The organism is Achromobacter sp. 01N37, from assembly GCF_056399725.1.
The window spans coordinates 134,918-149,168 of the sequence record NZ_JBFTRX010000015.1; the positions used below are offsets into that span (position 1 = coordinate 134,918).

The window sequence follows — 14,251 nt, forward strand, 5'->3', positions numbered from 1 at the left end:
TCTATCTCATGGGAGCCATCTGATGTCGCACTCCGCTGCGGCCGCACACGGCCACGACGATCACGCCGCCGACCACGGCAGCCTGAAGTCCTACATCATCGGTTTCGTGCTCTCGCTGTTGCTCACCTTCGGCTCGTTCGGCCTGGTGATGCACGGTGCGCTGTCGCACACCATCACCATCGTCGGCGTCGTTGCCCTGTGCGTGCTCCAGTTGCTGGTGCAACTGGTGTACTTCCTGCACATGGGCGCGTCGAAGTCGGCACGCGACAACCTCGCCGCGTTCGTCTTCACCGTGCTGATCATCGCCATCATCGTCGGCGGTTCGGCATGGGTGCTGTACAACATGAACGTCAACATGGGCCACGCCATGTAATGACGGTTTGCCGTTGACGCGGTTTGCACGCGTCAATGCAAAAAAACAGGCGCCTTCGGGCGCCTGTTTTGTTTTGGGGATTGGTCCGGGGGTGGTCCGGGATTTATCCGGGATTTATCCGGGATTTATCCGGGGTTGATCCGGGGTTGATCCGGGATTGATCCTGGATTGGTCCTGGGGTCGCCCGGCGTAGCCCCCGGGGCTAGCGCGTCTACTGCGCTGGCGTCTTTACATTGAGCGTCACATTGGCGCGCGCGGCCAGCTCGCGGGCAGTCACCCCCACGAAAGGCTGCACGCGCGACGCCTGATTCAAATCGCAACTGGCCGCGCCCTGCGCCCCTTCCATGACCTGCCGAATCGCCCGCGCGCCCATCGGGCTGATGGGGCCGCTGTCGCTCAACTGCCAGGCCAGCATGTCGGCCACCGCCATGCCGCAACGCCACGGCGTGCGGTACAGCCCCGCATCGTGCTCCAGCAGCAGCTTGGCCTTGGCTTCCTTGCCCAGCCGCAACATGGTCACCAGCGGCAAGGCGTCGGCGTCCACCACGCCATCGATCCGCACGCTGGGGTCCGTGCGGTCCGAGGCGTCAGCGCCCTGCTCCAGCCACTGCTGGTAAAGATCGTCAGGCAGCCACGGCAGGCTGAGCGGCGCGATCATGTTGTTGGCGATGCCCGTTGCATCATTGGCGCGGGTCAGCGGCACACCGGCGGCCAAGAGCCGATCCGCCGTGGCGCGGAGCTTAGCGCGCTGGCCATCCCATTCGGCGCTGTTCTGCTTGATGGTTGAACGGATCTCCAGCTGATTCCACACCGCCAGCAGGCTGGACAGCGATTCGGGCGTCAACGGCGCTTGTGGCGATCGGGCAGCTTGCGCCAACTGGTCCACCAGCGCCGGCTGCATCATGCGCGCGGCTAGCGTCAGCGCTTCGTTCAGGCCATTGCGTTCCGGCGTCTTGCTGGCGCTGTAACCGCCCACCGCCGGGTCCGCGCCATGGGCCAGCGCGTAAGTGACCCGTTCCGGTATGGGATACACGACCGTCGGCGTGAACTCGCCGTTGATAGCCCCGCGCAACGCTTCCAGCAACGGCGTTTCCCACATGCCCTGGTTGCCGTAGTACATGCGGATGTAGGCGGCGTTGATGTCGGCGCCCTTGGCCAGCAGCGCGTCGGCAAACCACAGGGTCTTGGGGCTTTGCATGGCCGCATGCAGCGCAGTTCGCCCATTCTTTTCGCGCACGTTCGGGTTGGCGCCCTTGGCCAGCAGATAGTTCAGCGCGTCCTTGTCTTCGCTGTAGTACGAAATGCGCCGTATCAGCAGCGGCGTGCCGCTGGAATCCAGCACGTCCATCGGCGCGCCCGCTGCGATCAAGGCATCGGCCAGCGCATAGCGTTCTGCGGCGGGACGCGTGTCGCGGCCATCGGGCAGCGCGCTGGCCAAGAGCACATAGCCGTTGTTCGCGCCGTCGGCGCGCGCGCCCGCCGCCAACAACAGCTGCACCGTATCCAGCTGCTTGCGCGATACGGCCACCGCCAGCGCCGACGTGCCGTTCTCGTTCACGCCGTTCGGATCTTGCCCGCTTGAGAGTTCGGCGCGCACGGCGTTCAGGTCGTCGGCCTGGATCGCCTTGAAGATCGCAAGCCGCGGCCGGCAGACGTCGGCGGTAAGCGCCGCTTCGTTCAAGGCAACGCCGATGCGGGTCGCGATGTTGGCGGGAATGGGTTCCTTGGCCGTCAGGCGGCGCGAGCAGTACAGGCGGTAGTCTTCGCGAGCCAGGGCTTGAAAATAGTCACGCTTGTCACGCGTCTTTTCGCCATGCTTCCAGCGTGCGTCGGCACGGTTCAGGTACGCCGCCGTGCGCGACGGGTCACGGCGCAGCACCTCGGTCAAGATGCGGTCGGCTTGCGCCGTGTCGCCCGATTCGGCCAGCCAGAAACCATAGTCGTTCAACGCTGTGAGCAGGTCGGCATCCTTGCCGGTGGGATCGATCTCGCGGTAGTCCTGCTCCATGACGAAGCGTCGCAAGTCTGCCAGCGCGCGATTGAACTCGGCCGTCTTCGCGCGCGGGATGGCGCGCGCAACTTGATGCAGCGTGCGGAACGTGGCGGTTATGTCGACGGGCGTCTGATATTCGAAACGGACTTCGGCAGGAAACGCCCTCATGCGCACGGGGTAATCGGTCAGGGCCGCGCGCAAGGTGACAAGCGCCTGCGCCTTCCTGGCCTCGTCCCAGGGCCGATCAGCGGTCACGACGGCCAACGCCGCATCGGCATGGACCGAGGCGGCAACGCCTTGGGCATCCACCAGGAAGCCATCGGCCTGCGTGTCGTCGGAACCGCTATAGGAATAGCCCACCCAGTAAACCGTTTCGGCGTTGCGCGGGGTGCGGACCACCACGCGTTCTTCCCGCGAAGCACTCCACTTGGCCGGGTCGATCGCAAGCGGCTGCGAACGGAAATCCAGGCTGAATTCCTTGCCCGCGCCGCGCGTATACCGGTACAGGTACAACCGGTTTTCCATCTGCCCGACCACGACGGCGTCCTTGACGTTCTCGGTACCCCAGGCACGGCGTTCCGGCTCGCGCAGCGGGTAGCGCGACAACCGAACGGACTCGATCACGGCGCCGATATCGGACGCCACGGCGGGTTGCGGCGTGGCCGCCATGCCAGCCAGCGCGACCAGAACGGCGCCGAACAAACGGGAAATTGTGGGATGAAAGCGCTGCATGCGGGGCGGGAATACCAGGGAATCGGGGACGCTGATGATACCCCTCGCGCCAAATATCCCCGGGTATGTCCTGAGTCAATTTTGTCCACAATATCGCCAGAATGGTCTGTGTTCCGTTATATATTTCGAAACATAACGACTTCATTAACAGCTTAACCATTTCGCGACTGCCGCTACCCCCATGGACGCCGTGCTGACCCCATCCCCCGCCCAGGCTGACCTTGTCAAGCCGGCCCAACGGTTTGCGCGCGCCCTGCTGCATCACGCACCGCCCGGCCACCCCGATGCGGGATTCTTCGCCACCGTCATCGGCACGAGCTTGGCGCATCAGGATTTATCGCGCAGCGGCCTGTGCCCGCAAGAGCTGACCGAGCTGCTAGGCCACCTGTTCCCCGGCGCGCTGGCCTCGGGCGAAGACCGGCTGGCCGCGCTGGCCGACCAATACGCTGGCTATGTCACGTATGGCCGGGGCGATCCGAAACCTGGCTTTACCTTGCTGTTGCGGGTGCTGCTGGATGCCTATCGCGCGCCAGAACCGGAAACCACGCCGTGGGTCACGGGCGTGCTGGTGCATGCCTGCCTGCGGCCCGATCATCTGTGGCGCGACCTGGGTTTGTCTGGCCGCGAAGACGTCACGTTTTTGCTGGCGCGCCACTACCCCGGGCTGGTCGTGCGCAACGTGCGCAACCTGCGCTGGAAGAAATTCCTGGCCTATTCCGCCTGCGAACATGCGGGCTTGCCGCCATCGGCCGCGCCCGGCTGCCCCAACTGCGAAGACTACGACGTCTGCTACACGGACACGCCGGACTGAGCTGGCCCGAAGGTAGAACCAGTACGGGGCGCTCACGCCCCCGCCCCATAGCTAGAACCGGTAGGTCGCGCCCACGCCCACCGCGCAACTAGAACCGGTAGGTCGCGCCCACGCCGATCCCGGCGCTGCGCCCGGCGGCCGGTTCGTAATAGCGTCCATTGCTTTCATTGACGATCACCGAACCCGCGTAGCGTTTGTCGAACAGGTTATCCACACGCGCATAGGCGTTGAGCTCCCACGGCCCCAGCCGCTTCACGTATCCCGCGCTCACCGCCGCCACGAAGTAGCCGGGCGCGTCCTGATCATTGGCATCGTTCACATAGATCTTGCTAAGCGCGCGCCCTTCCACCGACGCCTGCCAGCCTTCGGGCGGCGCCCAGGCCAACGACGCGAACACGGCTTGGCGCGCAATGCCGGGAATCTTGTTGCCGGCGCGGATGTCTGCCCCGCTATCGTCGGCGTAGCGCGCGTTCAGCCACGTATAGGCAAACTGCGTGCGCCAATGCGGCGCGAATTCCCCCGTCCACCCAAGCTCCACGCCGTCGCGCCGGGTGCGCCCTGCGTTCTGGTAACTGGTGCGCCCGCCCGAGCTGCCCGCCGACACGATTTCGTCGTCGGTACGGGTGTGGAACACCGCTGCCGTCGCCAGCCCACCGGCCAACCTCGCTTTGACGCCAGCCTCCAGATTGGTGCTGAGCGCGGGCGACAAGCCGAAGTTCAAGCCAGGCTGGCCGCCAGGCCGGTACGAGATCTCGTTAAGTGTCGGGGTTTCAAAGCCCCGGCCATACGAGGCATAAACACTCACATCGGAACTGACCGCATAGCGCACGGCGGCCACGGGCAAGGCTTTGCGATAGCGGGCATCGCCGCTGTCATCGCCGTTGCCGGGCACGATGTAATGATCGTTCGAATCGAAGCGCACGGTGCTGTAACGCAGCCCGGCATCCAAGGTCCAGCGCGGCGACACCTTCCATGAGGCCTGCACATACGGATCGGCGCTGTAGACGGTGTTGGTCTCGTCGCGCCGCAACGCGCCCTGCACGCCCAGCTGTTGATTGGCGCCTGTGCCGGTGAAATTCTGATAGCCCTTGCGGTCTTCCCGCAGGGAATCGTAAGAGAAGCCGCCAATGAGCGTCAGCGGCCGGCCCGCCATGTCCAGTTCCGACGTCCAGCGCACGTCCGCGCCGCCGTATTGGCGCGCCAGATCAATGACGCCGCCCGCCTGCGTGGGCGCCAATTGCGCGGCCGGGGGAATCGATTGGTACTGCGTGGTGTCGCGCTGGCCGTAATACGCCATCACGCGCAAGGTGTTGCGGCCATCCACCTGCCGTTCGTAGACCACGCCGCCCTGCGTCTGCCGCACCGTTTTACGGGTGTCGTATTGCTGGGCCAGGGGCGCGGCCCGCGGGTCGTCCTGAAACTGCTGATACGTCAGGCCCAAGGGGTCCTGCGCCTTCAGGTCCACGCTGTTGGCGACGATGGTCAGGCGGCTGGCGTCGTCCAGTTGCAGGCCCAGCTTGGCATTGGCCAGGTTCTTGCGGGCGGCGCTGTGGTCGCGATAGCCGTCTGTCGTAAAGCGTGTCAGGTCCACCACGTAATCCAGTTCCCCTGCGCCCGTCGCGGTGACGCCGCTGGCTTTCGCGCCGTAGCGCCACGTGCCGAAACTGCCCGCCCACGCGCTGGCCGCAAGCGATGGCGGCGCCGCGCCGTCTTCCGTATAGACCTGAATGACGCCACCCGAGGAATTGCCATACAGCGCGGAAAACGGGCCGCGCAACACTTCAACGCGGTCGATGGAGCCGATGTCGATATTGGAGGTCTGCCCCTGCCCGTCCGGCATCGTSGCGGGRATGCCGTCSACRTACAGCCGCACCCCGCGCACGCCAAAGGTCGAGCGCGCGCCGAATCCCCGGCTGGATATCTGCAAGTCCTGCGCGTAGTTCTGCCGGTTCTGGATCTGCAACCCCGGCACGCCGGCCAACCCTTCCGACAGATTGATCTGAGGCTGCCCGCGACGCATCGCCACGCCGTAGACCACATCCACCGAGGCGGGCGTATCCAGCACCGATGTATCCATGCGCGTACCGGTAACGACTACCGGGGACAGCGTGGACTCGGCCTCTTGCGCCCAGGCGCCGTTAACCATCCCCACCGCCAGCGACCCGCGCGCGAGCCATCGCAGCCCTTGATGCACCTTCCGCGGCCGCAATGCCGCGCGCCGATCCGCCCGCTCCGTCAAATCCTTCTCCTGTGCTCAAAAAGTCTGGCCCGCCCCATTGGAAATCCCGGGCGGGAATAGGTTCTAATAGCCGCCATGGAACCCATGCAAGACATCGAACGCCGCCTGCTCGAACTGGAGGTCAAGTCCAGCTTCTCGGACGACCTGCTGGAACAGCTGAATCAGATCATCGTGCGGCAGCAACAGCAAATCGACCGGCTACAGCGCGAAGTGGCAGACCTGCGCCAGCAGGCCCCGGAAGGCGCAGCGCCTTTTCGCAGCCTGCGCGACGAACTGCCGCCGCATTATTGACGTTCTGACGCTGACGTTCTGACGCTGACGTTCAAACGCTGACGTTCCAACGCCGACGTCACGCTGCTGCCCCTGCACGCCTGACGCCACGCTAGTAACGGTACCGCAGCAACCGCCCCAAGCGGCGCAGCGGCAATACCCGGCGCATCAACCACAACCCCATGCGCCCACGCCAGCTCAGCCTGGCCAGCTGCCTGCTATCGCTGGCTTCTTCCATCCCCTGCTCGGTGCGCAGGCGCATGCCCGGCACCTGGGCCTCCAGGTTCTGCGGATTTTCCAGGCTCCAGCGCATCACGGCGCCCGTCGCCCGGAACATGCGGTTGCGCCGCGCCAGCGCCAAGCCCAGCCGGTTATAGGCGTCGAACGCGATCTCGCCGGTGGGGAATTGCGTGGTCACCACACGCATCAGTTGCAGCACCTCTTCCTCTTGTAAGTACAGGAACAGGCCTTCGGCCACCACAAGCGCCGGCTTGTCGGTGGGAATCTGCGCGAGCCAGCCCAGATCCGACAGTGGCGAACCAATCAGCGCGTAACCGGGGCGCGACGGGTACAGCGCACGCCGCAGGGCGATGACGTCGGGGTAGTCCACATCGAACCAGTTGACGTCTGCTGGAGGGTCCACCCGAAACACCCGGCTGTCCAGCCCGCATCCCAGATGCAGCACCGTGGCGCCGCTGTGGGCGGCGATGAACTCGCGCACCCAGCCGTCCAGCGAATACGCCCGCATCGCCAAGCCAATCATCTCGTCGCGGCGCATGCGCAACGCGGAAAAGTCGTGGTCGATCCGGGCGACGGCGTCGGCCGCGTAGCGGTCTTGCAATAGGGAATCGGGCAGGCGGCTTTCTTCTGCCTTGGCAAACAGCGTGATCAGCAGCGTGGCTTTTTCACGTGTCAGATGGACCTTTTCCATGCCAGTTTCCAGGAGACAGAGGGCACGCTATCGATTCCATGAATGGAGACTATCGAATAAATCGAACAGTATCTTTCCATTGATGGAAATATCTTTTACCGATATCCGGGTTTATCCCTAGCCTGACTCGGCGCAGAATTCAGTCATCGGGAAACAGCAACGAACCACGACGGATAGGCCGCCGGATTCGCCCCCAGGCTCTTGAAATCGGAGATTTACCATGAAGAAGACCCTCGCTACCGCACTGATGTTGTCCTTGGCCGCCCTAAGCGCTGGCGCCTACGCATCGCAAAACATCGAACCCAACAACGTGCCGTTCCAAGGCGTTTACGGCACCCAGTACGAAGGCCCGACCCGCGCCCAGGTGCAAGCCGAACTGGCTGCCGCCAAGGCCGCTGGCCTGGTCACCAACGTCGAACCGAACAACGTGCCCTTCCAAGGCGTTTACGGCGCCCCCCAATCGGGCAAGACCCGCGCCGATGTGCAGGCTGAACTCGCCGCCGCCAAGGCCGCAGGCCAAGTGTCCAACGTTGAACCGAACGACATGCCCTTCGCTGGCGTCTATCACAGCAACTGATCTGCCCCGGGGCCACGCGCCCCGGCCTCACGATTACCGCGATTTACCCTCCCCTTGTTGTACCTTGGCCGCCGGCAATCTGGCGGCCTTTTTTTTACGTGGCGCATGGCTTGGCGTACTATCGGCTCCATTGCACGCATAACAATCTGGTCAATAAGAAGGGAGCCTATCTTGAGATATACCCACGTTCTTGCCGCACTGCTCGTCGCAGGCGGTATGTCGGCAGCGGCGGTCGCCGCGCCGCCGGTGATGCTGAACAACTCGCTCATCACTCAGATTCCCAAGGGCGACCGGACCTCGTTCCACGAAGCTATCGCGCAAGCGTTGAACAGCTCGGCCGACGGCCAGCGCACCGAATGGGCCAGCAAGACTCAGCCCAAGCGGGCCGCGCCGATCACCGTGCAGCTCACGCCGACGCAAACGTCGACGGTCAAGGACAACCGCACGTGCCGCTTCCTGGTGGCGGATTTCGCGCGCACCAGCACCACGGAAAAATGGCAATTCTGGTTCTGCAAAATGCCCGACGGCACCTGGAAGGCCAGCAGCACTTGATAAGGTGTTGACGCGAATCGTTCGCCAAGAAAATGGCCCCCAGCGGGGCCATTTTTATTGCTGCAACGCGAAAGGGCCACACGAAGTGTCCCCGCTTACCTCAACCCTGCACGCCGCACCATTGCGCGATGAACAGCGCGATGGTCTTCGTGATGAGGCGTACCGATTCAAGATGCACGCGTTCGTCAAAGCCGTGGATGTCCAGTGACTTGGGGCCGTAAACCAAGGTGGGCATATCGCCATAGATGACGAAGACGCGGGCGTCCAGATAGCCTGGCGTGGTGAAGCTTTGCAGTTCGCTTTGAAACGCCTGGCGGTGGCACTCGCGTAGCGTGTTTTCTGCGTCGGAGCCTTCTTCCAGCACGTAGCCTTCGGCGTAGAAGCCCGTGTATGTGACGGTGGGTGGCGTTCCGCCCAGGCGGGGGTCGGATACGGCGTCTCGCAGGCAGGCGTCGATCTCGGCGCGCGCTTCGTCCGCCGTCGTGCCGGGGTAGATGGCGGCGCGCACATCGAATTCGCACCACGGCGGCACGGTGGAGGGCCAGTCGCCGCCTTCGATCTTGCCGATGTTGAAGTTGATGGGGTGGTCCAGGTGTTCAAAATGGCGGTGGCAGTGGTGCTGCCCGTTCCACTTGGTTTCCAGCTTGCGCAGCGCTTCGATAGTGGCGTAGGCGGCGTCGATGGCGTTGAAACCGTTGGCCATTTCGCGTGTGTGCGTGGGGTGGCCTTGCACGCGGACCTTGAACCACAACACGCCCACGTTGGCGCGCACCAGCATGTTTTCTTCGGGTTCGGGAATGATGACCGCATCGGCCTTGTAACCGCGCAACAGCGCAGCCAGCGCGCCGTTACCCGTGCATTCCTCTTCGACCACCGATTGGAAATAGATCGGCGCTGCCGGTGCGTAGCCCGCCGCGCGCAGGGCGTCGTAGGCGAACAGATTGGCGGCCAGGCCGGCCTTCATGTCGGCGGCGCCGCGGCCATACATCCAGCCGTCGATGATGGCCGGGTCCCAGGGTGAACGGCTCCACATGTCCTGCGGCCCCGTGGGCACCACGTCCACATGCCCGTTCAAGATCAGCGACCGCCCGGTCTGCACGTCAGGCCGGTAGGTGCCGACCACGTTGAATGCGTTCTCGTATGAGACCGTGACGGGACCAAAGCCCGGATGGGACTCGATGTCCTTGACGTCGATCTTCCAGCGGTCCATCGCAAAGCCGCGCTGGCGCATCGCCTCGTACAAGAAGTCCTGCGCGGTGTGCTCCTGCTCGCGCAGCGAGGGAAAGCGCACCAGATCCTGCGTGAAGGCCAACTGCGCATCGAAGCGGTCATCCACCGCCTGCAAAATGCGGCGCGTCTGTTCGGCCGTCAGTGCGGCGGGGGTGTGAGCGGTATCCATGATGTCTCCTTGAAGTGAACGTCGGGCGCGGCCTCAGGCGGCGGGCGTCACGGCGCGAGGGGTAGTAGCGTGGCGCGGCTTGTGGTTGGCCAGGCCCCATATCGAAACGAGCGTGATGGCCGACAGCGCGGAATAGAACAGCGCCAGCGGCAGCCATTGGCCGGGATACTGATGCGACAGCCAGGTGCCGATCAACGGCGTGAAGCCGCCCGCGACAGCGCCGCACAGCTGATACGACAGCGAAATTCCCGAGTAGCGGACGTGGGTCTCGAAGGCCGCGCTGATGAAGCCGGCCATGGCCGAATAGATGGTCGCCATGAACACCAGCACGATCGCGATGCCGGCAACGATGCTGAGCGGCGTGGCGTGGCTGACCAACACGAACATCGGATACGGCGCCACTACCGAGCACGCCGCCGCGATCATCAACACACGCGACGTGCCCAGCGATTCAGCGAACCAGGCGGCCAGCGGTTGCACGATCAGCTGGATGATGGCCACGGCGAACAGGCAGTCCAGGATCATCGCGCGGTCCAGGCCCAGCGTCTGCGTGGTGTAGGCCAGCATGAATGTGTTGGTGAAGTAGATGCCGCCGATCGCCACGGTGCACACGCCCATGCACAGCAACACCGTGCGCCAGGCGGTGCGCAAAACTTCACGTGCCGGGACTTCGGACGTTTCCTGCTGCGCCAGCACCTTGGCGAAGTCAGGCGATTCGCTGACCCCGACGCGGATGAAATAGCCCACCCCCAGCAGCACAGCGCTGACCAGGAACGGGATACGCCAGCCCCAGGCCAGAAAGTCGGCTTCGTCCAAGGTCGTGATCAGACGAAACGCCACCAGCGACAGAATCAAACCCGCCGGGCTGCCCAACTGTGCGAAAGACGCGGCGAAGGTGCGCCGACGCTGTGATGCGTGTTCGCCCGCCATCAGCACTGCGCCGCCCCATTCGCCGCCCACGGCCAGGCCTTGCGCCAGACGCAGCAACAACAACAGCGCGGGCGCGAGCATGCCGGCCTGCGCATAGCTGGGCAACAGGCCGATACCCACGGTGGCCACGCCCATGATGATCAACGTGGCCATCAGCGCATTCTTGCGTCCGACACGGTCGCCCAGATGGCCGAACACCAGGCCGCCCAATGGCCGCGCAAGAAAGCCCGCCGCGAACGTGCCAAAGGACGCCATCGTGCTGACAAACGGATCGGCGGTGGGAAAGAACACCTTGCCGAACACCAGCGCGGCGGCCGTGGCGTAAATGTAGAAGTCGTACCACTCGATGGTGGTGCCGATGAATGCCGCGGCAGCGGCGCGCACGGGCTGCCTGGTGGCGGATGAGCGGGCGGGGGCCGACATGTTTTCTCCTTGGATTTTTGGATTTGATGGCGGCTTTATCGCCCGCGCCCGTGGGGGTGGTCAATTTCTGATTTCTTATCATCGACTTAAATTAAATTAATGTTGCGCTATGATGGCCGACGCTGCCCTTGCCGGCCGCCCGCTGCCCACCAATTCTTTATCGATCAAGGTGTTATGAAGGAACCATTGATTGCCCCAACGACGATTGCACGCGTGGGCGACCGCCTGGACTGGAATCTTCTGCGGACGTTTCTGGTGATCGCTCAAGAGCGCAGCATTAGCGGCGCTGCTATCAAGCTGCACCTGACCCAGTCGGCGGTCAGCCAGGCGTTGCGCCGGCTTGAACAACAGCTGGACCGCAGGCTGATCGAGCGGCATCACTCCAAATTCGCCATCACCCCGGCCGGAGAAGAGGTGCGCCAAGCCGCCTTGGCCATCCATGGAAACGTGTCGCAGCTGGTCAGCGACGTGGCGCAGGCGGAAGAAGAAACGGTGGGCCGAATCCATCTGCTGGTGGCCAGCCGCATCCATTCGGCGGTGTATGACGAGTTCTGGGTACGCTTTCATCGCGCGCACCCGCGCATTGAAGTCCAGCTGGACGTGCTGCCCAGCAGCGAGATCGCGAACGTGCTGCAACAGCGGGGCGCGACGGCCGGCATCGCGCTATGCCGGCAGATTCCAAAGCGGCTGGAACACAAGCTATTCCTGCAACAGCGCTACGCCATGTTCTGCGGCAAGCACCATCCGCTGTTCGGGCGCACGGACATCCGCATGGAAGATCTGCTGAACGAGAATTTTGTCTCGTTCGCCAGCGACGCCTTGGGCGACAGCCTGTCGCCCTTGACCATCTTTCGCGATCAGCGCGGGTTTTCGGGCAGCATCATCGCCACGTCCTCACAGCATGACGAGGTGAAGCGCCTGCTGGTGGCGGGCTTCGGCATCGGCTGCCTGCCCGAACACAGCGTGCAGGCCGATCTGGCGGAAGGCCGCCTATGGCGTTTGCCGCCCGGCGAAGGCGTGTGCGCCGCCGACCTGCATCTGCTTTGGCACGGGGATGCGCACCGCAGCGCGGCCGAGGACCTGTTCATTACCGCGTTCCGCGACCATATCGACAACTATTCGCTGCCCCAGCGGCTGTTGCCCCACCTGCCCTGAACGCTTGCGCCCGCCGCATCGGCGCGCGCATGAAGAAACGCCCCGGCAAGCGGCACACGTGTGCGGCTTGTCGGGGCGTTGATGCCTGGCGGGCGCGTTGCGCGCCGCGTGCCTGGGTCTTAGACGGCCGTGTCCACCCGGTTGGCGTCCAGCACGGTCATGGCCGTCATGTTGATGATGCGGCGCACCGTCGAGCTCGACGTCAAAATGTGCACCGGCGCATTCGCGCCCAACAGGAACGGGCCCACCGCCACGTTGCCGCCGGCTGCCGTCTTGAGCAGGTTGTAGGCAATGTTGCCGGAGTCCACGTTCGGGCACACCAGCAGATTCGCTTCGCCCTTCAGCGTGGACGACGGCAGGATGCGCATGCGCAGCGCTTCGTCCAGCGCGCAGTCGCCGTGCATTTCGCCGTCGATCTCGATTTCGGGTGCCGCTTCGCGCACCAGTTCCAGCGCACGGCGCATCTTGGCGCCCGAGGCCGAGCTGCCCGAACCGAAGTTCGACCGCGACAGCAACGCCACCTTCGGCGCCAGATTCATGCGGGCCATTTCGTGCGCGGCCATCACGGTGAATTCAGCGATCTGCTCAGCCGTGGGCTCGTCGTTCACGTGCGTGTCCACCAGCACCACCGTGCGCTCGTTGAGCAGCAGGATGTTCATGGCGGCGTACACGTTGTGGCCCGGGCGGCGGCCGATCACTTCGTCCACGAAACGCAGGTGGTCGTGATACGCGCCCACCGTGCCGCAGACCATGCCGTCGGCGTCGCCCAGGTGCACCATCATCGCGCCAATCAAGGTCAGACGGCGGCGCATTTCCACGCGCGCCATTTCCTTGGTGATGCCACGACGGCACATCAGTTCCCAGTACGTCGTCCAGTATTGATGGAAGCGTTCGTCGTATTCCGGGTTGGTGACTTCGACGTCTTCACCCAGGCGCAGGCGCAGGCCGAATTTCTCGATGCGCGACAGCAACACCGCGGGGCGGCCGACCAGGATGGGACGGGCCAGGCCTTCGTCCACAATCACTTGCACCGCACGCAGCACGCGTTCGTCTTCGCCTTCGGTAAACACGATGCGCGACTTGCCGCCACCGCGCACGATGCGCTTGGCAGCCGAGAACAGCGGCTTCATGAACGCGCCCGAGTGGTACACGAACTGCTGCAACTGCTCTGCGTAGGCTTCCAAGTCGGCCAGCGGGCGCGTGGCGACACCACCGTCCATGGCGGCCTTGGCCACGGCCGGGGCGATGCGCACGATCAGGCGCGGGTCGAACGGCTTGGGGATCAGGTATTCGGGGCCGAACGAGATGTCATAGGTGCCGTAAGCGGCCGCCACGACTTCGTTCTGTTCCTCTTCGGCCAGTTGCGCAATGGCGTACACCGCCGCCATTTCCATTTCACGCGTGATGGTGGTGGCGCCCACGTCCAGCGCGCCACGGAAAATGTACGGGAAGCACAGCACGTTGTTGACCTGGTTCGGGTAGTCCGAACGGCCCGTGGCCATGACCACGTCGTCGCGCACGCCGTGCGCCACTTCCGGCAGGATTTCCGGCGTGGGGTTGGCCAGCGCCAGAATCAGCGGGCGCGTGCCCATGGCGGCAACCATCTCGGGTTTCAGCACGCCGCCTGCCGACAGGCCCAGGAACACGTCGGCGTCCTGGATCACTTCGGCCAGCTTGCGGGCGTCGGTTTTCTGCGCAAAGCGCGCTTTGTCCGGGTCCATCAGCACGGTGCGGCCTTCATAGACCACGCCTTCGATGTCCGTCACCCAGATGTTTTCCAGCGGCAGACCCAGGTCCACCATCAGGTCCAGGCAAGCCAAGGCAGCGGCGCCCGCGCCCGAGGTCACAACCTTGACCTTCTTGATG

The 14,251-nt window shown here is 64.3% G+C and carries 12 protein-coding genes; 6 read left to right on the forward strand and 6 right to left on the reverse strand.

The genetic code is table 11. The features are described from left to right. Positions 1 to 22 precede the first annotated feature (22 nt). Positions 23 to 373 (forward strand): cytochrome o ubiquinol oxidase subunit IV, encoded by a 351-nt coding sequence (gene cyoD, locus AC1DSJ_RS25200; RefSeq protein WP_054422653.1) that lies wholly within the window; start codon positions 23 to 25, stop codon positions 371 to 373. Between the two features lie 211 nt (positions 374 to 584). Here the strand turns inward: cyoD and AC1DSJ_RS25205 are convergent, their stop codons facing one another. Next, the gene (locus AC1DSJ_RS25205; RefSeq protein WP_441372367.1) at positions 585 to 3,098 is read right to left on the reverse strand and encodes an ankyrin repeat domain-containing protein; all 2,514 of its coding nucleotides are present in this window, start codon (positions 3,096 to 3,098) and stop codon (positions 585 to 587) included. Positions 3,099 to 3,279: 181 nt separating this feature from the next. Between AC1DSJ_RS25205 and AC1DSJ_RS25210 the strand changes: the two genes are divergently transcribed. Next, entirely contained in the window at positions 3,280 to 3,909 is a 630-nt protein-coding gene (locus AC1DSJ_RS25210; protein WP_342067165.1) for a nitrogen fixation protein NifQ, read from the forward strand. Between the two features lie 88 nt (positions 3,910 to 3,997). Here AC1DSJ_RS25210 and AC1DSJ_RS25215 read toward each other — a convergent pair whose 3' ends face one another. Further along, on the reverse strand, positions 3,998 to 6,055 hold the full coding sequence (locus tag AC1DSJ_RS25215; RefSeq protein WP_441372368.1) for a TonB-dependent receptor domain-containing protein: 2,058 nt from the start codon (positions 6,053 to 6,055) through the stop codon (positions 3,998 to 4,000). A gap of 168 nt (positions 6,056 to 6,223) precedes the next feature. On the opposite strand from AC1DSJ_RS25215, the gene AC1DSJ_RS25220 reads away from it, so the two are divergent. Further along, the gene (locus AC1DSJ_RS25220; protein WP_054422657.1) at positions 6,224 to 6,439 is read left to right on the forward strand and encodes a SlyX family protein; all 216 of its coding nucleotides are present in this window, start codon (positions 6,224 to 6,226) and stop codon (positions 6,437 to 6,439) included. Positions 6,440 to 6,530: 91 nt separating this feature from the next. Here AC1DSJ_RS25220 and AC1DSJ_RS25225 read toward each other — a convergent pair whose 3' ends face one another. Continuing rightward, on the reverse strand, positions 6,531 to 7,349 hold the full coding sequence (locus tag AC1DSJ_RS25225) for a class I SAM-dependent methyltransferase (RefSeq protein WP_441372369.1): 819 nt from the start codon (positions 7,347 to 7,349) through the stop codon (positions 6,531 to 6,533). Between the two features lie 220 nt (positions 7,350 to 7,569). Between AC1DSJ_RS25225 and AC1DSJ_RS25230 the strand changes: the two genes are divergently transcribed. Together AC1DSJ_RS25230 and AC1DSJ_RS25235 are read left to right on the forward strand one after the other, a co-directional pair. Continuing rightward, complete coding sequence (locus AC1DSJ_RS25230; protein ID WP_054422659.1) at positions 7,570 to 7,926, forward strand: DUF4148 domain-containing protein; 357 nt, start codon at positions 7,570 to 7,572, stop codon at positions 7,924 to 7,926. A gap of 171 nt (positions 7,927 to 8,097) precedes the next feature. Beyond that, positions 8,098 to 8,478, forward strand: a complete 381-nt coding sequence (locus tag AC1DSJ_RS25235) for a hypothetical protein (protein ID WP_054422660.1) — start codon at positions 8,098 to 8,100, stop codon at positions 8,476 to 8,478. Positions 8,479 to 8,578: 100 nt separating this feature from the next. On the opposite strand, the gene AC1DSJ_RS25240 is transcribed toward AC1DSJ_RS25235, so the two are convergent. Together AC1DSJ_RS25240 and AC1DSJ_RS25245 are read right to left on the reverse strand one after the other, a co-directional pair. After that, positions 8,579 to 9,877, reverse strand: coding sequence for an ArgE/DapE family deacylase (locus AC1DSJ_RS25240; RefSeq protein WP_054422661.1), 1,299 nt, complete (start codon positions 9,875 to 9,877; stop codon positions 8,579 to 8,581). Positions 9,878 to 9,910: 33 nt separating this feature from the next. Beyond that, a complete protein-coding gene (locus AC1DSJ_RS25245) occupies positions 9,911 to 11,230 on the reverse strand; it encodes an MFS transporter (RefSeq protein WP_175170088.1) in 1,320 nt (439 codons plus the stop codon). A 174-nt stretch (positions 11,231 to 11,404) separates the two neighbouring features. Here AC1DSJ_RS25245 and AC1DSJ_RS25250 point away from each other — a divergent pair, with 174 nt between their 5' ends. Further along, positions 11,405 to 12,385: a LysR family transcriptional regulator gene (locus AC1DSJ_RS25250; protein ID WP_175170089.1), complete on the forward strand. Its 981-nt coding sequence runs from the start codon at positions 11,405 to 11,407 to the stop codon at positions 12,383 to 12,385. 119 nt (positions 12,386 to 12,504) lie between these two features. On the opposite strand, the gene AC1DSJ_RS25255 is transcribed toward AC1DSJ_RS25250, so the two are convergent. Further along, the coding region (locus tag AC1DSJ_RS25255) for an NADP-dependent malic enzyme (RefSeq protein ID WP_476760408.1) at positions 12,505 to 14,251 on the reverse strand (1,747 nt) is incomplete at its 5' end.